At 60.5% G+C, this 21,033-nt stretch carries 16 protein-coding genes; all 16 read left to right on the forward strand.

Annotated features, from left to right (window positions below):
• Window positions 1-59 precede the first annotated feature (59 nt).
• The gene (hutU, locus tag KGA82_RS25405; protein WP_192226835.1) at window positions 60-1,748 is read left to right on the forward strand and encodes a urocanate hydratase; all 1,689 of its coding nucleotides are present in this window, start codon (window positions 60-62) and stop codon (window positions 1,746-1,748) included.
• Window positions 1,749-1,904: 156 nt separating this feature from the next.
• Window positions 1,905-3,374, forward strand: a complete 1,470-nt coding sequence (locus tag KGA82_RS25410) for a purine-cytosine permease family protein (RefSeq protein ID WP_223452978.1) — start codon at window positions 1,905-1,907, stop codon at window positions 3,372-3,374.
• Between the two features lie 69 nt (window positions 3,375-3,443).
• Window positions 3,444-4,412, forward strand: coding sequence for an ABC transporter substrate-binding protein (locus tag KGA82_RS25415; protein ID WP_008025265.1), 969 nt, complete (start codon window positions 3,444-3,446; stop codon window positions 4,410-4,412).
• A 70-nt stretch (window positions 4,413-4,482) separates the two neighbouring features.
• The gene (locus KGA82_RS25420) at window positions 4,483-5,334 is read left to right on the forward strand and encodes an ABC transporter permease (protein ID WP_008025264.1); all 852 of its coding nucleotides are present in this window, start codon (window positions 4,483-4,485) and stop codon (window positions 5,332-5,334) included.
• On the forward strand, window positions 5,331-6,161 hold the full coding sequence (locus KGA82_RS25425) for a glycine betaine/L-proline ABC transporter ATP-binding protein (RefSeq protein WP_008036590.1): 831 nt from the start codon (window positions 5,331-5,333) through the stop codon (window positions 6,159-6,161). Before KGA82_RS25420 ends, KGA82_RS25425 begins: the two co-directional genes overlap by 4 nt.
• Window positions 6,162-6,288: 127 nt before the next feature.
• The gene (gene hutH, locus KGA82_RS25430; protein ID WP_223452982.1) at window positions 6,289-7,812 is read left to right on the forward strand and encodes a histidine ammonia-lyase; all 1,524 of its coding nucleotides are present in this window, start codon (window positions 6,289-6,291) and stop codon (window positions 7,810-7,812) included.
• Window positions 7,813-7,943: 131 nt separating this feature from the next.
• The gene (hutH, locus tag KGA82_RS25435; RefSeq protein WP_223415491.1) at window positions 7,944-9,476 is read left to right on the forward strand and encodes a histidine ammonia-lyase; all 1,533 of its coding nucleotides are present in this window, start codon (window positions 7,944-7,946) and stop codon (window positions 9,474-9,476) included.
• 87 nt (window positions 9,477-9,563) lie between these two features.
• A complete protein-coding gene (hutI, locus tag KGA82_RS25440; RefSeq protein ID WP_223452985.1) occupies window positions 9,564-10,769 on the forward strand; it encodes an imidazolonepropionase in 1,206 nt (401 codons plus the stop codon).
• Between the two features lie 10 nt (window positions 10,770-10,779).
• Window positions 10,780-11,583: an N-formylglutamate deformylase gene (hutG, locus tag KGA82_RS25445; protein WP_223452988.1), complete on the forward strand. Its 804-nt coding sequence runs from the start codon at window positions 10,780-10,782 to the stop codon at window positions 11,581-11,583.
• 218 nt (window positions 11,584-11,801) lie between these two features.
• Complete coding sequence (locus KGA82_RS25450; protein ID WP_223452990.1) at window positions 11,802-12,749, forward strand: choline ABC transporter substrate-binding protein; 948 nt, start codon at window positions 11,802-11,804, stop codon at window positions 12,747-12,749.
• 145 nt (window positions 12,750-12,894) lie between these two features.
• Window positions 12,895-13,824, forward strand: coding sequence for an alpha/beta hydrolase (locus tag KGA82_RS25455; protein ID WP_223452992.1), 930 nt, complete (start codon window positions 12,895-12,897; stop codon window positions 13,822-13,824).
• Between the two features lie 104 nt (window positions 13,825-13,928).
• Entirely contained in the window at window positions 13,929-14,900 is a 972-nt protein-coding gene (gene pip, locus KGA82_RS25460) for a prolyl aminopeptidase (protein ID WP_008025251.1), read from the forward strand.
• Window positions 14,897-15,334, forward strand: a complete 438-nt coding sequence (gene dtd / locus KGA82_RS25465) for a D-aminoacyl-tRNA deacylase (protein ID WP_008025248.1) — start codon at window positions 14,897-14,899, stop codon at window positions 15,332-15,334. Before pip ends, dtd begins: the two co-directional genes overlap by 4 nt.
• Window positions 15,335-15,655: 321 nt before the next feature.
• Window positions 15,656-17,473 (forward strand): glucan biosynthesis protein G, encoded by a 1,818-nt coding sequence (locus KGA82_RS25470; RefSeq protein WP_008025247.1) that lies wholly within the window; start codon window positions 15,656-15,658, stop codon window positions 17,471-17,473.
• Window positions 17,466-20,036: a glucans biosynthesis glucosyltransferase MdoH gene (mdoH, locus tag KGA82_RS25475; protein WP_032832668.1), complete on the forward strand. Its 2,571-nt coding sequence runs from the start codon at window positions 17,466-17,468 to the stop codon at window positions 20,034-20,036. The genes KGA82_RS25470 and mdoH overlap by 8 nt, the downstream gene beginning before the upstream one ends.
• A gap of 189 nt (window positions 20,037-20,225) precedes the next feature.
• Complete coding sequence (locus tag KGA82_RS25480; protein WP_008025244.1) at window positions 20,226-21,023, forward strand: transporter substrate-binding domain-containing protein; 798 nt, start codon at window positions 20,226-20,228, stop codon at window positions 21,021-21,023.
• The last annotated feature ends 10 nt before the right edge of the window (window positions 21,024-21,033 follow it).

Here is a 21,033-nt window from a genome sequence, read left to right on the forward strand (position 1 = left end):
ACAGGCTGGCTTACCCACCGCCAGGGTTGGTTTGAATTGATCGCTGAGGAGTCTTTTTCGTGACTGACAATACCCAGAAACCTACTAAGTTTCGTGACGTTGAAATCCGTGCCGCCCGCGGTAACAAGCTGACCGCCAAGAGCTGGCTGACCGAAGCGCCGCTGCGCATGCTGATGAACAACCTCGACCCGGAAGTCGCCGAGAACCCTAAAGAGCTGGTGGTTTACGGTGGTATCGGTCGTGCGGCGCGTAACTGGGAATGCTACGACAAGATTGTCGAAAGCCTGACCAACCTGAACGAAGACGAGACCCTGCTGGTGCAATCCGGCAAGCCGGTCGGCGTGTTCAAGACCCACAGCAACGCCCCGCGCGTACTGATCGCCAACTCCAACCTGGTGCCACACTGGGCGAGCTGGGAACACTTCAACGAACTCGACGCCAAAGGCCTGGCCATGTACGGCCAGATGACCGCCGGCAGCTGGATCTACATCGGTAGCCAGGGCATCGTTCAAGGCACCTACGAAACCTTCGTCGAAGCCGGTCGCCAACACTACAACGATGACCTCAAAGGTCGTTGGGTCCTGACCGCAGGCCTGGGTGGCATGGGCGGCGCTCAACCTCTGGCTGCAACTTTGGCCGGCGCTTGCTCGCTGAACATCGAATGCCAACAGGTCAGCATCGACTTCCGTTTGAACAGCCGCTACGTCGACGAGCAAGCCAAAGACCTCGACGACGCTCTGGCCCGCATCGAGAAATACACCAAGGAAGGCAAAGCGATTTCCATCGCCCTGTTGGGTAACGCCGCTGAAATCCTGCCGGAACTGGTCCGCCGCGGTGTGCGTCCGGACATGGTCACCGACCAGACCAGCGCCCACGACCCGCTCAACGGTTACCTGCCGGCCGGCTGGACCTGGGAAGAGTACCGCGCTCGTGCCAAGACCGAGCCTGCTGCCGTGGTCAAAGCCGCCAAGCAATCGATGGCCGTGCACGTTAAAGCGATGTTGGACTTCCAGAAAATGGGCATCCCGACTTTCGACTACGGCAACAACATCCGTCAGATGGCCCAGGAAGAAGGCGTGGAAAACGCATTCGACTTCCCAGGCTTCGTACCGGCTTACATCCGTCCGCTGTTCTGCCGTGGCATCGGCCCGTTCCGTTGGGCTGCACTGTCGGGCAACGCCGAAGACATCTACAAAACCGACGCCAAGGTCAAAGAGCTGATCCCGGACGACGCCCACCTGCACAACTGGCTGGACATGGCGCGCGAGCGCATCAGCTTCCAGGGTCTGCCGGCGCGTATCTGCTGGGTTGGCCTGGGTCTGCGCGCCAAGCTTGGTCTGGCATTCAACGAAATGGTACGCAGCGGTGAATTGTCCGCGCCAATCGTGATCGGTCGCGACCACCTGGACTCCGGTTCGGTGTCGAGCCCGAACCGCGAAACCGAATCGATGCAAGACGGTTCCGATGCCGTGTCCGACTGGCCACTGCTCAACGCCCTGCTCAACACCGCGAGCGGCGCGACCTGGGTTTCCCTGCACCACGGCGGCGGCGTCGGCATGGGCTTCTCCCAGCATTCCGGCATGGTGATTGTCTGCGACGGTACTGACGAAGCGGCCGAGCGTATTGCCCGCGTTCTGCACAACGACCCGGCCACCGGCGTTATGCGTCACGCCGATGCGGGTTACCAGATCGCGATCGACTGCGCCAAGGAACAAGGGCTGAACCTGCCGATGATTACCGGTAAGTAAAACAGGCGTGGCCTAACGCAATACCTGTAGGAGCGAGGCTTGCCCGCGAAGGCGTCATTTCTGACACGCCGCGGTTCGCGGGCAAGTCGGATCGCCGCACCGCTCGCTCCTACAGGAGATCACCAACCCGGAAGAACAATCCACAGAGGTTGAATCATGGCTGTTAACAACGATCGTGCAGGCAGCAAACCGTTGATCGAGAAACGTTCGATCGACTACATCCCGGAAGCGGAAAGACACGGTCGTCTGTTCAGCCAGTTCACGCTGTGGATGGGTGCCAACCTGCAAATCACCGCGATTGTCACCGGGGCCCTGGCCGTGGTGCTGGGCGGTGACGTGTTCTGGTCGTTGATCGGTCTGTTGATCGGTCAACTGCTCGGCGGCGGGGTGATGGCGCTGCACGCTGCGCAAGGGCCCAAGCTTGGCCTGCCGCAGATGATCTCCAGCCGTGTGCAGTTCGGCGTTTATGGCGCGGCGATCCCGATCGTGCTGGTGTGCCTGATGTACCTGGGCTTCACCGCAACGGGTACCGTGCTGTCCGGCCAGGCGCTGGGCCAGTTGTTTGGCGTCAGTGACACCGTCGGTATCCTCATCTTCGCCAGTGTCATCGTGCTGGTCACGGTGCTGGGGTATCGGGTGATCCACTGGATTGGCCGTATTGCCAGCGTCATTGGTGTGATTGCCTTCGTTTACCTGTTCAGCCGTTTGATGAGCCAGACTGACGTTGGCGCACTCCTGCAAATCCGCCACTTCAGCTGGAGCAGCTTCCTGCTGGCGGTGTCGCTCGCGGCGTCCTGGCAGATCGCCTTTGGTCCTTACGTGGCTGACTATTCACGCTACTTGCCGAGCAAGACTTCCTCGGTGAAAACCTTTTTCGCCGCGGGTGCAGGTTCGGTCATTGGCGCGCAGGTGGCGATGATCCTCGGCGTGTTTGCCGCCGCTTCGGCCAATGGGCAATTCGCCGGTCACGAAGTGGCCTACATCGTGGGTCTGGGTGGTACCGGTGCCACCGCTGCGCTGCTGTACTTCAGCATCGCGTTCGGCAAGGTCACCATCTCCACGCTGAACTCCTACGGCAGCTTCATGTGCATCGCGACCATCATCAGCGGTTTCCGTGGTGACCTGAAAGTAACGCGCTTGCAGCGTCTGCTGTTTGTGCTGGTCATCGTGGGTGCGGCGACCCTGATGGCGTTGCTCGGCCAGCACTCGTTCCTCGGTGCGTTCAAGTCCTTCATCCTGTTCTTGCTGGCGTTCTTTACCCCATGGAGCGCGATCAACCTGGTGGACTACTACTGCATCACCCGCGAGCGCTATGACGTGCCGGCGCTGTCCGATCCGAACGGTCGTTACGGTCGTTGGAACGTTCTGGGTATCAGCGTCTATGTTTTCGGTGTGCTGGTGCAGCTGCCGTTCATCTCCAGCAAGTTCTATACAGGTCCGCTGGTGGCCGCTCTGGGTGATGTGGATATCTCCTGGATCATCGGCCTGGTGGTTCCCGCCGCCCTGTATTACGTGTGTGCAAAAAAATGGCACGGCACAGTGCCCGATCAACTGATCCTGCCGGTCGAGCGGGACGTTATTACCGAACAAAAGCTGAATGTCGGTCGCGCTGCGGCGCAGGCCTGATTGGACGTGGACAGGGCTGGATGCCTCTTGACTGCCGTAAGCCAATTCATGATTAGGAGCGTCACAACAATGAAATCGAACAAGACCCTGCTGACCACATTGCTTTCCATGGGCCTGCTGGCCAGCGCCGGCGCCACTCAGGCAGCCGGTTGGTGCGAATCGGGCAAACCGGTGAAATTCGCCGGCCTGAACTGGGAAAGCGCCATGCTCCTGACCGACGTGCTGCAAGTCGTGCTGGAGAAGGGCTACGACTGCAAGACCGACAGCCTGCCGGGCAACTCCATCACCATGGAAAACGCCCTGAGCAGCAACGACATTCAAGTGTTTGCCGAAGAGTGGGTCGGCCGCAGCGAAGTCTGGAACAAGGCCGAGAAGGCCGGCAAAGTCGTCGGTGTCGGTGCGCCAGTCGTGGGCGCAGTCGAAGGCTGGTACGTGCCGCGCTACGTGATCGAGGGCGACGCCAAGCGCAAACTGGAAGCCAAGGCGCCGGACCTGAAAAACATTGCTGACCTGGGTAAGTATGCCGCCGTGTTCAAGGACGCCGAAGAACCCGCCAAGGGCCGTTTCTACAACTGCCCGGCGGGCTGGACCTGTGAGCTGGACAACAGCGAAATGCTGAAAAGCTACGGCCTGGAAAGCAGCTACACCAACTTCCGTCCGGGCACCGGCCCGGCACTGGATGCCGCAGTGCTGTCGAGCTACAAGCGTGGCGAGCCGATCCTGTTCTACTACTGGTCGCCAACGCCGCTGATGGGCCAGGTTGACCTGGTGAAACTCGAAGAGAAGCCGGGCGTGGACAAGCGCGTGACCATCAAGGTTGGCCTGTCCAAGACCTTCCACGAGCAAGCGCCGGAACTGGTGGCCGTGCTGGAAAAGGTCAACCTGCCGATCGACCTGCTGAACCAGAACCTCGGGCGTATGGCCAAAGAGCGGATCGAGTCGCCAAAACTGGCCAAGATCTTCTTGAAGGAACATCCTGAAGTCTGGCACGCATGGGTGAGCGAAGACGCAGCCAAAAAGATCGACGCGGCCTTGTAGGTTGAGCTTCTCCGACTGCCGTCAGCGGCAGTCGGATGCTTGATCGCAACCCCTTGATTGAGAGTCTCTTATGTTTCCCGAAAGCTTTACCTTTTCCATCGCCGACTGGGTCAACGGTTGGGTCGATTCGCTGGTCACCAACTACGGCGATGTGTTCCGCAGCATCTCCGACACCCTGTTGTGGGCCATCGTCAATCTTGAAGGGCTGCTGCGTGCGGCGCCCTGGTGGCTGATGCTGGCGATCGTGGCGGGCGTTGCCTGGCACGCGACCCGCAAGGTCGTGACCACCTCCGTGATCGTCGGTTTGCTGTTCCTGGTGGGCGCGGTCGGCCTCTGGGACAAGCTGATGCAGACCCTCGCGCTGATGATGGTCGCGACGGTCATTTCGGTGTTGATCGGCATTCCGCTGGGCATTCTCTCGGCACGCAGCAATCGCCTGCGTTCGGTGCTGATGCCGTTGCTGGACATCATGCAGACCATGCCGAGCTTCGTGTACCTGATCCCGGTGCTGATGCTGTTTGGCCTGGGCAAGGTCCCGGCGATTTTCGCCACCGTGATCTACGCCGCGCCGCCGCTGATCCGCCTGACTGATCTGGGCATCCGCCAGGTCGACGGTGAAGTGATGGAAGCGATCAACGCCTTCGGTGCCAACCGCTGGCAGCAACTGTTTGGCGTGCAATTGCCGCTGGCCCTGCCGAGCATCATGGCCGGGATCAACCAGACCACCATGATGGCCCTGTCGATGGTGGTGATTGCCTCGATGATCGGTGCCCGTGGCCTGGGTGAAGATGTGTTGGTGGGGATTCAGACCCTCAACGTCGGACGCGGCCTTGAAGCCGGTCTGGCGATCGTGATTCTGGCAGTGGTGATCGACCGCATTACACAGGCGTACGGTCGTGCACGGCATGAGGTGAGCAAATGAGCAACGCAGCCATCAGCAAGATCGAAGTCAAAAACGTCTTCAAGATTTTCGGCAACCGTTCCAAGGAAGCGCTGGGCATGATCGGCCAGGGCAAAACCAAGGATCAGGTGCTGGCCGAAACCGGCTGCGTGGTCGGTGTGAACGACCTGTCGTTGAGCATCGGCAGCGGCGAGATCTTCGTGATCATGGGTCTGTCCGGTTCCGGCAAATCGACCCTGGTGCGCCACTTCAACCGCCTGATCGACCCGACCAGCGGCGCGATCCTGGTGGATGGCGTGGACATCCTGCAATACGACATGGAAGCCCTGCGCGAATTTCGTCGTCGCAAGATCAGCATGGTGTTCCAGAGCTTCGGCCTGTTGCCGCACAAGACCGTGGTGGACAACGTCGCCTATGGCCTGAAAGTGCGCGGCGAGAGCAAGCAGATGTGCACCGAACGCGCGCTGCACTGGATCAACACCGTGGGCCTCAAGGGCTACGAAAACAAATACCCGCATCAGCTCTCGGGCGGCATGCGTCAGCGTGTGGGCCTGGCGCGTGCGTTGGCGGCGGACACCGACATCATCCTGATGGACGAAGCCTTCAGTGCGCTCGATCCGCTGATTCGCGCCGAGATGCAGGACCAGTTGCTGGAGCTGCAAAAGACCCTGCACAAGACCATCGTCTTCATTACCCACGACCTCGACGAGGCCGTACGCATCGGCAACCGCATCGCGATCCTCAAGGATGGCCGCCTGATTCAGGTCGGCACCCCGCGAGAGATCCTGCATTCGCCGGCGGATGAGTATGTCGACCGGTTCGTACAGCGGCGGGCGGCGGTGGTTTAAAGGTTTGCGGCGTTTGTGCCGGCCCCATCGCGAGCAGGCTCGCTCCCACACCTGTAGGAGCGAGGCTTGCCCGCGAAGGCGCCGGTGAAGCTGCATCAATATTCAGGATGTACGGTTGAGGTTAATGATGTCCCAGGCTGAAAAAATCGTTATCGCCGATGCCCCGCTGCGTTGGCAGGATGTGGTCGCGGTAGCCCGTCACGGCGCACAACTCGAGCTGTCGGCCCAGACCTGGGCACGCATCGACAATGCCCAGGCGATCGTCCAGCGCATCGTCACCAGCGGCGAACGCGCCTATGGCGTCAACACCGGCCTGGGCGCGCTGTGCAACGTTTCGCTCAAAGACGAACAGCTCAGCCAACTGTCACGCAACACCTTGCTCAGCCACGCCTGTGGCGTCGGCGCACCACTGGCCGACGAGCAGACCCGCGCGATCATGTGTGCAGCGATCCGCAACTACTCCCAGGGCAAATCCGGCATTCACCGGCAAGTGGTCGAAGCCTTGCTGGCGCTGCTCAATCGGGGCATCACCCCGCAAGTGCCGTCCCAGGGTTCGGTCGGTTACCTGACCCACATGGCGCACATCGGCATCGCACTGCTGGGTGTCGGCAATGTCAGCTATCGCGGGCAGATTGTTTCCGCACAACAGGCGCTGGCTGAAGAAGGCCTGCAACCGGTTCAACTCGGTGCCAAGGACGGTCTGTGCCTGGTCAACGGTACGCCGTGCATGAGCGGCCTCAGCTGCCTGGCGATTGCCGATGCGACGCGCCTGCTGCAGTGGGCCGACGTGATCAGTGCCATGAGCTTCGAAGCCCAGCGTGGTCAGATCGCTGCGTTCGACGCCGAGATCATCGCACTCAAACCGCATCCGGGCATGCAACAGGTAGGGATCAACCTGCGGGCGCTGCTCGATGGCAGTGAAGTGATTGCCAGCAGCAAAGGCATTCGTACGCAGGATGCGCTGAGCATCCGGTCGATCCCGCAAGTCCACGGCGCCGCACGGGATCAACTGGCCCACGCGATTCAACAGATCGAAACCGAGCTTAACGGCTGCACCGACAACCCGTTGCTGCTGGGCACACCGGACAACTTCCGCGTCATGTCCCAAGCAAACCCGCATGGCCAGTCGGTCGCGTTGGCAGCTGATTTGCTGGCCATCGCCATGGCCGAAATCGGCTCCATCGCCGAACGACGTCTGGACCGTTTGATCAACCCGCACGTCAGCGGTCTGCCGGCGTTCCTGGTGGCCAATCCGGGGGTGAACTCCGGGATGATGATCGTGCAATACGTCGCCGCTTCGCTGTGTGCGGAAAACCGCCAGTTGGCGCAACCGGCGGTGCTCGACAACTACGTCACTTCCGGCTTGCAGGAAGACCACCTGAGCATGGGCACCAACGCCGCGCTGAAGCTGCATCGCGCGCTGGAAAACTGTACGCAGATCCTCGCCATCGAGTACCTGCTGGCGGCCCAGGCTTTTGAATTCCTCAAAGAGCAACGCTTCGGCGCCGGCACCGATGCGGCGTGGCGTCTGCTGCGTGAGCGTGTTCCGGCCTACGACCAGGATCGCTGGCTGGCGCCGGACATCGCCGCCGCTGCCGGCGTATTGAAAGACTCGAATTTGCTGCACAAGGCTTTACCGAATCTGAACTGATTTCCACACAACACCAACGTGCCAAGGCGCGGCTCCCAAAAAGCGAGTCGCGACGGACAACGGATATCTCCGGAGCGTCTGGTGAGTCTTCTTCGTTTATGAAGAATAAAAACTCTCAAAAGGAGCACAAAATGACTGCACTAAACCTGATCCCCGGCCAACTGAGCCTTGCCCAACTGCGTGATGTCTATCAGCAACCGGTCAAAATCACCCTCGATAACAGCGCTGCTGCCCAGATCGAAGCCAGCGTTGCCTGCGTGGAACAGATCCTCGCCGAGAACCGTACCGCTTACGGCATCAACACCGGTTTCGGCCTGCTGGCCTCGACCCGCATCGCCAGCGAAGACCTCGAAAACCTGCAGCGCTCGCTGGTGCTGTCCCACGCTGCCGGCGTCGGCGAGCCGATCAGCGACGCGTTGGTGCGTCTGGTCATGGTGCTCAAGGTCAACAGCCTGAGCCGTGGTTTCTCGGGTATTCGTCGTGTGGTCATCGACGCGCTGATCGCCCTGATCAACGCCGAGGTTTACCCGCACATTCCATTGAAAGGTTCGGTCGGTGCCTCCGGCGACCTGGCGCCATTGGCCCACATGTCGCTGGTGCTGCTGGGTGAAGGCAAGGCTCGTTACAAAGGCGAGTGGATGGAAGCGACCGAAGCGCTGAAAGTCGCCGGTCTGACCCCGCTGACCCTGGCCGCGAAAGAAGGCCTGGCGCTGCTCAACGGTACTCAGGTGTCCACCGCTTACGCATTGCGCGGTCTGTTCGAAGGTGAGGATCTGTTCGCGGGCGCCCTGGCGCTGGGCGGCCTGACCGTCGAAGCGGTGCTGGGTTCGCGCTCGCCGTTCGACGCCCGTATCCACGCTGCCCGTGGCCAGAAAGGCCAGATCGACGCCGCTGCCGCTTACCGCGACCTGCTGGGCGAGCGCAGTGAAGTGTCCGATTCGCACGAGAACTGCGAAAAGGTCCAGGACCCGTACTCCCTGCGCTGCCAGCCGCAAGTCATGGGCGCCTGCCTGACCCAGTTCCGTCAGGCTGCCGAAGTGCTCGCCGTCGAAGCCAACGCCGTTTCGGATAACCCGCTGGTGTTCGCTGCTGAAGGTGACGTGATCTCTGGCGGTAACTTCCACGCCGAACCTGTCGCGATGGCCGCCGACAACATGGCCCTGGCCATCGCTGAAATCGGCTCGCTGAGCGAACGCCGCATCTCGCTGATGATGGACAAGCACATGTCGCAACTGCCGCCGTTCCTGGTGGCCAATGGCGGCGTGAACTCCGGTTTCATGATCGCCCAGGTGACCGCTGCGGCACTCGCCAGCGAGAACAAGGCGTTGTCCCATCCGCATTCGGTGGACAGCCTGCCGACCTCCGCCAACCAGGAAGACCACGTGTCGATGGCTCCGGCTGCCGGCAAGCGTCTGTGGGAAATGGCCGAGAACACCCGTGGCATCCTTGCGGTGGAATGGCTGGCCGCCGCTCAAGGCCTGGACCTGCGCGACGGTCTGAAGACCTCGCCGAAACTGGAAAAGGCTCGGGCGATTCTGCGTAAAGAAGTGCCGTTCTATGAGAAGGACCGTTTCTTTGCGCCGGACATCAATGCGGCTAGCGAGTTGTTGGCGACGCGTTGCCTGAATGAACTGGTATCGGCGAAGTTGTTGCCTAGTCTGTGATGGCCTCTTCGCGGGCAAGCCTCGCTCCTACATTGTAGGAGCGAGGCTTGCCCGCGAACCGATTTTGAACATTGTGGAGATTACGGGATGAAAACTCTCTGGCAACACTGCCACGTCGCAACCATGGCGCAAGGCGTCTACTCGATCATCGAGGACGCGGCCATCGTGACGTCCGGTGCGCACATTGAGTGGATCGGCCCACGTGCTGAACTGCCGGCGGGTGAATACCCGGCCGTCAACGATTTGAACGGGGCCTGGGTTACGCCGGGCCTGATCGACTGCCACACCCACACGGTGTTTGGCGGTAACCGCAGCGGTGAATTCGAACAGCGTCTGCAAGGCGTCAGCTATGCGGAAATCGCCGCGGCCGGCGGCGGCATCGCCAGCACCGTGCGCGCCACGCGGGCGGCCAGTGAAGACGAGTTGTTCGCCAGCGCCGCCAAGCGGTTGAAGAGTTTGATGCGCGATGGCGTGACCAGCATCGAAATCAAATCCGGCTACGGTCTCGACCTGGCCAACGAACGCAAGATGCTGCGCGTGGCCCGCCGTCTCGGGGCGGAACTGCCGATCAGCGTGCGCAGCACCTGCCTGGCAGCCCACGCCTTGCCGCCGGAATACAAGGATCGCGCCGACGACTACATCGATCACATCTGCGCCGAGATGCTCCCGGCCCTGGCCGCCGAAGGGCTGGTGGATGCGGTGGACGCGTTTTGCGAATACCTGGCGTTTTCGCCGGCACAGGTCGAGCGCGTGTTCGTCACAGCGCAAAAACTGGGCTTGCCGGTGAAGCTGCATGCCGAGCAACTGTCGTCGTTGCACGGTTCGAGCCTGGCGGCGCGTTATCACGCTCTGTCCGCCGATCACCTGGAATTCATGACCGAAGAAGACGCCATCGCCATGGCCGCGTCCGGCACGGTCGCCGTGTTGTTGCCCGGCGCGTTCTACTTCCTGCGCGAAACCCAACTGCCGCCAATGGATGCGTTGCGTAAACACGGGGTGAAAATCGCCATCGCCAGCGACCTTAACCCCGGCACTTCGCCGGCGCTGTCGCTGCGCTTGATGCTGAACATGGCTTGCACCTGTTTCCGCATGACCCCGGAAGAAGCCCTGGCCGGTGCGACGATCCATGCCGCCACCGCGCTGGGCATGGCCGAGACGCACGGCTCGCTGGAAGTCGGCAAGGTTGCGGATTTCGTTGCCTGGCAAATCGATCGTCCCGCCGACCTGTCGTACTGGCTGGGCGGTGACCTGGAAAAACGCGTCGTGCGTCACGGCGTCGAAACAAGCGTTTAGGAGAGCAGTTGTGGATAAGGTTCTGAACTTCAAACAAGGCCGCGTGCCGCTGCTGATCAGCATGCCCCACGCCGGCGTGCGCCTGACCCCGGCGGTTGAAGCCGGGTTGATCCCCGACGCGAAAAGCTTGCCGGACACTGACTGGCACATCCCGAAACTCTACGAATTCGCTGCCGAGCTGGGCGCCAGCACCCTGGCTGCCGAGTACTCGCGCTTCGTCATCGACCTGAACCGACCGTCTGACGACAAACCGTTGTACGTCGGCGCCACCACCGGTCTGTACCCGGCGACGCTGTTCGATGGCATTCCGTTGTTTCGTGAAGGCATGGAACCGTCGGCGGCTGAGCGTGCGACGTATCTGGAGCAGGTCTGGACGCCGTATCACAGCACGTTGCAGAACGAGCTGGCTCGTATGAAAGCCGAATTCGGCTATGCATTGCTGTTTGATGCGCACTCGATCCGCTCGATCATCCCGCACCTGTTCGACGGAAAGCTGCCGGACTTCAACCTCGGCACGTTCAACGGCGCCAGTTGCGATCCACAGTTGGCGACTCAACTGGAAGCGATCTGCGCCAGGCACACCGATTACAGCCATGTGCTGAACGGGCGCTTCAAGGGCGGCCACATCACCCGGCACTATGGCAATCCGGCGCAAAACATCCACGCCGTGCAACTGGAGTTGGGCCAGTGCACGTACATGGAAGAGTTCGAGCCGTTCCGATATCGCCCGGACCTGGCAGAGCCGACGCAAGTGGTGCTCAAGGAGTTGCTGCAAGGGCTGCTGACGTGGGGGCAGCAGCGCTATAAAGCCTAATATCAAAAGATCGCAGCCTGCGGCAGCTCCTACGTTGATCGCGTGAAAACCCGATTTTGTAGGAGCTGCCGCAGGCTGCGATCTTTTCGGGCTGTCGCCACCGTGCAAAACACAGTCGCCACAGTTCGCTTTTGCCCTCTCGACGCTGCGTAATGTTCTGGACACGGTGCATCAAGACACCGGACCCATAATAATTCTGCCGCACGAGATCATTCCCAATGAAAAGACTGTTGACCTGCTGTCTCTCAATCCTCTGCGGTACCGCTCTTCTGAGCACCTCTGTCCTGGCCAGTGACGACGCTTCCTGCAAAGCCGTGCGCATGGGCGTGGTCAACTGGACCGACGTCATCGCCACCAGCGGCATGGCCGACGTGCTGCTCAACGGCCTTGGTTACGAAAGCAAGCAAACCAGCGCCGTGCAGCAAATCATCTTCGCCGGCATCCGCGACAAGCGCCTGGACATCTTCCTCGGTTACTGGAAACCGGCGATGGACAAGAACATCGCGCCGTTCCTGGCCGCCAATCAAGTGAAGGTCCTGGAAAAACCGAGCCTGGCCGACGCCCAGGCAACCCTCGCCGTGCCGGAATACGTGGCCGAGGCGGGGCTGAAAACCTTTTCCGATATCGCCAAATTCAAAGACAAGCTCGGTGGCAAAATCTACGGCATCGAGCCGGGCAGTGGCGCCAACACCACGATCAAAACCATGATCGAGTCCAATCAGTTCGGCTTGAAGGATTTCAAACTGATCGAGTCCGGTGAGGCTGGCATGCTTGCCGCTGTGCAACGGGCGGTGAATCGCAAGGAGTTCGTGGTGTTCGTCGGCTGGACTCCGCACCCGATGAACATCAATATGAAAATCGCCTACCTGACCGGCAGCGAAGATGTTTACGGGCCGAACGAAGGCGCGGCGACGGTCTCCACCGTGACGTCCCCGGACTACGCCGAGCGTTGCCCGAACGTGAACCGCTTGCTGGAGAACCTGACCTTCACCGCTGCTCAGGAAAGTCAGCTGATGGTGCCGATCATGGAGCGCAAGACGCCACAGGACGTGGCCAAGCAGTGGCTGCGTGATCATCCGCAAGACCTGCAGCGCTGGTTGGCCGGTGTCAGCAGTTTTGATGGCAAGGATGGTGTTGCCACCGTTCAGGCCAGCCTGAAAAACTGACCGTAACGCAAAACCCCTGTGGGAGCGAGCCTGCTCGCGATGGCGGTGGGTCAGTCAAAATTAATGCTGATTGACCCACTGCCATCGCGAGCAGGCTCGCTCCCACAGGGTTATCCACTCGTCACAAATCCTCGGCGGCAGGTCCATGGAAACTTATCCCCTTTCTGACCAAATGACGGCATTCGTCGAGAAAACCGTCAGCTTCAACGCCACCGACACCAGCCTCGCCGGACTGCGCCAGGCCTACAGCGAGATGTGCCGGGCGTTCACCCCGCCGCGTCCCGCCGGGCTATACGTAGTGGATTTTGTATTGGCCGGTGTACCGATTCGGTCCTATCAGCCCGCAGCTTTGCCTTCGACCGACGGTAGCCCGTGCATTGTGTATCTGCACGGCGGCGGTTGGGTGGTGGGGGATCTGGATTCCCACGACTTCATCTGCGCCGAGCTGGCGTCGACGCTCGGCGTGTTGGTGATCGCGGTCGATTATCGTCTGGCGCCGGAACATCCATTTCCAGCGGCGTTCGATGACTGCCTGAAGGTCTGGCGAGCGCTGCGCTCCGGGCCGTTTCAGCTGGACCCCGCACGTACGCTGGTGGCCGGCGACAGCGCCGGTGGCAATCTCGCCGCCGCGCTGTGCCTGGCACTGCGCGATGCGGGTGAACCACTGCCGGCGGCGCAAGTCCTGATCTATCCCGGCCTCGGTGGCGATCACCGTTTGCCTTCACGCAGTGAATGCAGTGACGCGCCTCTGCTCAGCAGCAGTGACGTGGATTGTTATCACGCCTTGTATTTGTGCGGTACTCAAACGCCTGGCACCTATGCCATGCCGTTGCTCGCCGGGGATCTGCGCGGATTGCCGCCGGCATTGATCGCGGTGGCGCAGTTCGACCCGCTCCGCGATGATGGCGTGCTGTACGCCGAGCGCCTGAACGCTGCGGGCGTGGCCGCGACGCTTTATTACGGGGAAGGGCTGGTTCATGGCTGTCTGCGGGCGCGGGGTCAGGTCGCGGAGGTCGATGCGCTCTACGAAACGCTGCTCGGCTATTTGGCAAAAAAACGGGTGGCAAAACTCTGACTCTGCATGGACATGCTCATTGACGTAAATCGGGTTTATGATGCCCAACGGCAGAATAATAGAAGTCCCCCCAGGGATGACCTCGACCCCTTACGGAGCGCGCAATGCAGACTTTGTACCCGCAGATCAAACCCCACGCCCGGCACGATCTGGCTGTCGATGAAACCCACACCCTGTATGTAGACGAAAGCGGTTCACCGGAAGGTTTGCCGGTGGTGTTCATCCACGGCGGCCCCGGTGCCGGGTGTGATGCACAGAGTCGCTGCTTTTTTGATCCGAACCTGTATCGCATTGTCACCTTCGACCAGCGCGGTTGTGGTCGATCCACGCCCCACGCCAGCCTGGAAAACAACACCACCTGGGATCTGGTCGCCGACCTTGAGCGGATTCGCCAGCATCTGGGCATCGATAAATGGGTGCTGTTCGGCGGCTCATGGGGCTCGACCCTGGCGCTGGCCTACGCGCAAACCCATCCGGAGCGTGTGCACGGTCTGATCCTGCGCGGGATTTTTCTCTGCCGTCCGCAGGAAATCGAGTGGTTCTATCAGGCGGGCGCCAGTCGTCTGTTCCCTGATTACTGGCAAGACTACATTGCGCCGATCCCGCTGGATGAGCGCGAAGACTTGCTCGGCGCTTTCCACAAGCGCCTGACCGGCAACGATCAGATCGCCCAGATGCACGCGGCCAAAGCCTGGTCCACCTGGGAAGGGCGGACCGCGACCTTGCGTCCGAACCCGCTGGTGGTCGATCGTTTCTCCGAGCCGCAACGGGCGTTGTCCATCGCGCGCATCGAATGTCACTACTTCACCAACAATGCGTTCCTTGAGCCGAATCAGTTGATCCGCGACATGGGCAAGATCGCCCATCTGCCGGGTGTGATCGTTCACGGTCGCTACGACGTGATTTGCCCGCTGGATAACGCCTGGGAACTGCATCAGAACTGGCCGAACAGTGAACTGCAGGTCATCCGTGATGCCGGGCATGCCGCCTCCGAACCCGGCATTACCGATGCCTTGGTGCGCGCCGCCGATCAGATGGCCCGGCGCCTGCTCGACCTGTCCCCAGCAGAAGCATGAAGGGCCTGTTGCAGCGCGTGCGTGGCGCGCGCGTCGAGGTAGCGGGGGAGGTGGTCGGTGCCGTCGATCAGGGTTTGCTGGTACTGGTGGCGGTCGAGCCCGAGGACACTCGGGCCAGTGCCGACAAACTTCTGCATAAGCTGCTTAACTATCGTGTGTTCAGTGACGCCGAGGGCAAGATGAATCTGTCCCTGGCGGATGTCGGGGGCGGGTTGCTGCTGGTCTCTCAGTTCACCCTGGCCGCCGACACCAAAAACGGGTTGCGCCCGAGTTTTTCAACCGCTGCCCCTCCGGCGCTGGGCGAGGAGCTTTTCGACTATCTATTAGAGAAAGCGAAACAGGTGCATGGCACAGTGGCATCAGGTAGATTCGGCGCGGATATGCAGGTGCACCTGGTCAATGATGGCCCGGTAACCTTCCTGTTACAGACCTGAAAGCGCTTGAAACAAGTTTTTAAGCGCTTTTTCACTGAAAACAGGGGTTTTTCGCGAGAAATACTTTGTTGCGCCTGATGCGTTGTAACGCGGCCTACTAGATAATCGCGCGCTACGGGGATCAGCGTTCGTTGGTCCGTTTTGACTTAGGTAGAGACTTGTCCTGGGCCTGTTGGGGAATCATTTAGCCCCATAGGAGTCGGAACAATGCTCGCCAACTTGGCAAGAGTGGTTTGTAGGGACGGGTTTTTCATCCCGTTTACCTCACAGGCCCTTTAACTGGCCGTTGGTTTTTTGATCTGTTTTCGGCGAGGGTTGCTCGTGATTGTTAGTCCCTGTAATGCACCAAGATTGTCAGCCAAACGGCTACGAAGCGCACTGGTAGCGGGCTCTGCACTGCTCTGCCTGTTCAGCGCCGGCCAGCTTTGGGCATTCAATCTGGATGATGTATCGGTCAAGGCAAAAGAGCTGGCCGGGCAGAAATTCGAAGCCCCGCGCAGTAACCTGCCGAACGAATTCCGTGAGATGAAATTCGCGGACTATCAGAAAATTCGTTTCCTGACCGAAAAAGCCGAATGGGCCGATCAGAAAACCCCGTTCAAGCTTTCGTTCTATCACCAGGGTATGCATTTCGATACGCCGGTGAAAATCAACGAAATCACGGCCAACACCGTCGAAGAGATCAAATACGACCCGTCTCGTTTCGATTTCGGCGACCTGAAATTCGATCCTAAAGCCACCGAACAACTGGGTTATGCCGGTTTCCGTGTGCTGTACCCGATCAACAAGGCCGACAAGCAAGACGAAATCATGACCATGCTCGGCGCGAGTTACTTCCGCGTTGTCGGCAAGGGTCACACGTATGGCTTGTCCGCTCGGGGCCTGGCAATCGATACCGCGTTGCCGTCCGGCGAAGAATTCCCGCGTTTCCGTGAGTTCTGGATTCAACAGCCGAAGCCGGGCGACAAGCACCTGGTGATCTTCGCGCTGCTGGATTCGCCACGCGCCACCGGTGCCTATCGCCTGACCCTGCGTCCGGGCAGCGACACCATTGTCGACGTCAAGGCGCAGATGTTCCTGCGTGACAAGGTCACCAAGCTTGGCGTTGCGCCGCTGACCAGCATGTTCCTGTTCGGCGCCAACCAGCCGTCGAAAGTGCTGAACTACCGCCGCGAACTGCACGATTCCAGCGGCCTGTCGATCCATGCCGGCAACGGCGAGTGGATCTGGCGTCCGCTGAACAACCCGAAACACCTGGCGGTGAGCAACTTCTCGATCGAGAACCCGCGCGGTTTCGGCTTGCTGCAACGTGGCCGTGACTTCAGCCACTACGAAGACCTCGACGACCGCTACGACAAGCGCCCAAGTGCCTGGATCGAGCCAAAAGGCGATTGGGGCAAGGGTTCTGTCGACCTGGTCGAAATTCCGACTGCCGATGAAACCAACGACAATATCGTTGCCTTCTGGAGCCCGGAAAAACTGCCTGAGCCTGGCCAGCCGCTGGAATTCGGCTACCGCCTGCACTGGACCATGGACGAAGCGGCGATTCACGCTCCGGACAGCGCCTGGGTCAAACAGACCTTGCGCTCCACCGGCGACGTCAAGCAGTCCAACCTGATTCGTCAGCCGGACGGCAGCGTTGCCTATCTGGTGGATTTCGAAGGCCCGTCCCTGGCAGCGTTGCCGGCCGATTCAGACGTTCGCAGCCAGGTCAGCGTGGGTGATAATGCCGAGCTGGTCGAGAACAGCGTGCGCTACAACCCTGAAACCAAGGGCTGGCGCCTGACCCTGCGCATGAAGATCAAGGATCCGGGCAAGTCCACCGAGATGCGTGCCGCACTGGTGCAGAACATCGTGCCTGCCGATCTGGCCAAGACTTCGATCCCATCGTCCACCTCTTCTGTTGCCAAGGCCGACAAAGTGGCCGCCAAGCAAGCGGAGAAAGCGGACAAGGACGCGAAGGCCGCCGAGGCCAAGCAGGCCGAAGCCAAGCCAGTTGCAGATGCCAAGGACAAGGCGAACAACAAAGACGCCAAGCAGCCTGTCGCTGCCGACGCGGCCCCAGCCACACCGGAATCGGCACCGACTGAAGAAGTCCTGACCGAGACCTGGAGCTATCAGTTGCCTGCCGATGAGTAATTCTCAAGTTCAGCCAGAAACTCTTGCCGAGTATCTGGCGCATCTGCCGATGACCGACGAGCAGCGCGCGGAACTCGCGGGCTGCAAGTCGTTCAGCGAACTTCACGAGCGTCTGTCGTCCTCGACGTTCGATGCACCGGTCGAGGCTGCTCAAGCCTCGGTCGGCCGTCGCTTGACCCTGAGCACCGCTGAAGAGCTGGAAGAAGCGGAAATGCTGGTGCTCGACGCCAGCGGTCGTGTTTGCCTCAAGGCAACCCCGCCGATCCGCCGGACCAAAGTCGTGCCGGAGCCGTGGCGCACCAACATTCTGGTGCGTGGCTGGCGGCGTCTGACCGGTCGCACCAATCCGCCGGCTCCGCCGAAAGACGAGAACGTGCTGCCGGCAGCCCGCTGGCGCACCGTGGGTTCGATCCGCCGTTACATCTTGCTGGTACTGATGCTCGGTCAAACCATCGTTGCCGGCTGGTACATGAAAGGCATCATGCCGTACCAGGGCTGGTCGTTCGTCGACCTCAACGAAGTCCTGCATCAGCCGCTCCTGCAAACCGTCACGCAAGTACTGCCGTACGCGCTGCAGACCACCATCCTGATCATGTTCGGGATTCTGTTCTGCTGGGTCTCGGCCGGTTTCTGGACCGCACTGATGGGCTTCCTCGAGTTGCTCACCGGTCACGATAAATACCGCATCTCCGGTAAAAGTGCCGGCAACGAGCCGATCCCCAAAGACGCGCGCACCGCACTGGTGATGCCGATCTGCAACGAAGACGTGCCACGGGTGTTTGCCGGTCTGCGCGCGACGTTCGAGTCGGTCGCTGCCACAGGTGACCTGGACCGCTTCGACTTCTTCGTCCTCAGCGACAGTAACGATGCCGACATCTGCGTCGCCGAACAGCAGGCCTGGCTGGACGTCTGCCGCGAAGCCAAGGGTTTCGGCAAGATCTTCTATCGCCGCCGTCGCCGTCGCGTAAAACGCAAAAGCGGCAACCTCGACGACTTCTGCCGTCGCTGGGGCGGTGACTACAAGTACATGGTCGTGCTCGACGCTGACTCCGTGATGAGCGGCGAATGCCTGACCAGTCTTGTGCGCCTGATGGAAGCCACGCCGGACGCCGGGATCATCCAGACCGCGCCGCGTGCGTCGGGCATGGACACTCTTTATGCGCGCATGCAGCAGTTTGCGACTCGCGTGTACGGTCCGCTGTTCACCGCCGGTCTGCACTTCTGGCAGTTGGGCGAATCGCACTATTGGGGCCACAACGCGATCATCCGCATGAAGCCGTTCATCGAGCACTGCGCCCTGGCGCCATTGCCCGGTAAAGGCGCGTTCGCCGGCGCGATTCTGTCCCACGACTTCGTTGAAGCCGCGCTGATGCGCCGTGCCGGTTGGGGCGTGTGGATTGCCTACGACTTGCCGGGCAGCTACGAAGAGTTGCCGCCGAACCTGCTGGACGAACTCAAGCGTGACCGTCGCTGGTGCCACGGTAACCTGATGAACTTCCGCCTGTTCCTGGTCAAGGGCATGCACCCGGTTCACCGTGCGGTGTTCCTCACCGGCGTGATGTCTTACCTGTCGGCGCCGTTGTGGTTCTTCTTCCTCGTGCTGTCGACGGCGCTGCTGGCGGTCAACACGCTGATGGAGCCGCAGTACTTCCTTGAACCGCGTCAGCTCTACCCGCTGTGGCCACAATGGCACCCGGACAAGGCCATCGCGCTGTTCTCGACCACTATCGTGCTGCTGTTCCTGCCGAAGCTGTTGAGCATCATCCTGATCTGGGCCAAGGGTGCGAAAGAGTTCGGTGGCAAGTTCAAGGTGACTCTGTCGATGCTGCTGGAGATGTTGTTCTCCATGTTGCTGGCGCCGGTGCGGATGATTTTCCACACCCGTTTCGTACTCGCCGCGTTCCTCGGCTGGGCCGCGACCTGGAACTCGCCGCAACGTGACGACGACTCCACGCCATGGAGCGAAGCGGTCAAGCGCCACGGTCCGCAAACCCTGCTGGGCTTCTTCTGGGCCCTGTTGGTGATCTGGCTGAACCCAAGCTTCCTCTGGTGGCTGGTGCCGATCGTCGGTTCGTTGATGCTGTCGATCCCGGTTTCCGTGATCTCCAGCCGTGTCGGCCTGGGCCTGAAGTCCCGTGACGAGAGCCTGTTCCTGATCCCTGAGGAATACAATCCGCCACAGGCGTTGCTGGCAACTGACCAGTACACCCATGAAAACCGTTGGCATGCGCTGAAAGACGGCTTCATCCGGTCGGTGGTTGATCCACAGCAGAACGCCTTGGCGTGCTCGCTGGCGACATCGCGCCACGGTCAGGCCGAGCCAATTGAGTGGCTGCGGATCGAGCGGGTTCGCCATGCATTGAAAGTCGGGCCTGACGGTCTGAACAACAATGAGCGTGTACAACTACTGAGCGACCCGGTAGCACTGGCTCGTTTGCATGAGCAGGTCTGGAGCGAAGGTCATCCCGAGTGGCTGGAAGCCTGGCGCAAATCGGTGAAATCCGATCCCCATGCGCCGTTGCTGCCGCTCAAGCCGCTGAGTGCGCAACCGCAGTTGGCATAACAAAGAGAACCCCGCGAAAGCGGGGTTTTTTTTGCCTCATCGTTCCCAAACACTTGTGCAAACGAGCGAGTACGTTAGCATCCGTCCCCGAATTGGTGCGCCCGGATAATTTTTGTCCGTATCGATGCGTTTCCTGAGGGGAGCCGCCGTTTGCGCGCCTCATAACGCACTGGTTTTGGGGACATGAAGATGAAGAAGTATCTCTCGATGCTGCTGGTCGGCGTCACGGCATTGGTTGCAGTCAGCGCGGCGCAGGCCGGTGCCATCGATGACGCGGTCAAGCGCGGCACGCTGAAAGTCGGCATGGACCCGACCTACATGCCTTTCGAAATGACCAACAAGCGCGGCGAGATCATCGGCTTCGAAGTCGACATCCTCAAAGCCATGACCAAGGCCATGGGCGTCAAGCTGGAGCTGGTGTCCACCGGCTACGACGGCATTATCCCGGCCCTGCTCACTGACAAGTTCGACATGATCGGCAGCGGCATGACCCTGACCCAGGAACGCAACCTGCGCCTGAACTTCAGCGAACCGTTCATCGTGGTCGGCCAGACGCTGCTGATTCGCAAAGAGCTGGAAGGCACCATCAAGTCCTACAAAGACCTGAACACCGCCGACTACCGCATCACCTCCAAGCTCGGCACCACCGGCGAGATGGTCGCCAAGAAGCTGATCTCCAAAGCCAAGTACCACGGCTACGACAACGAGCAGGAAGCAGTGCTCGACGTGGTCAACGGCAAGGCCGACGCCTTCATCTACGATGCGCCTTACAACGTCGTGGCGGTGAACAAGGTCGGCAACGGCAAACTGGTGTTCCTCGACAAGCCGTTCACCTACGAGCCGCTGGCCTTTGGTCTGAAGAAGGGTGACTACGACAGCATCAACTTCATCAACAACTTCCTGCACCAGATCCACGAAGACGGCACCTACGATCGCATCCATGACAAGTGGTTCAAAGACACCGCTTGGTTGAAGGATATGGAATAAGGCCCGGTCA

The sequence above is a fragment of the Pseudomonas sp. BF-RE-22 genome, from assembly GCF_019956155.1.
Lineage (GTDB): Bacteria > Pseudomonadota > Gammaproteobacteria > Pseudomonadales > Pseudomonadaceae > Aquipseudomonas > Aquipseudomonas migulae.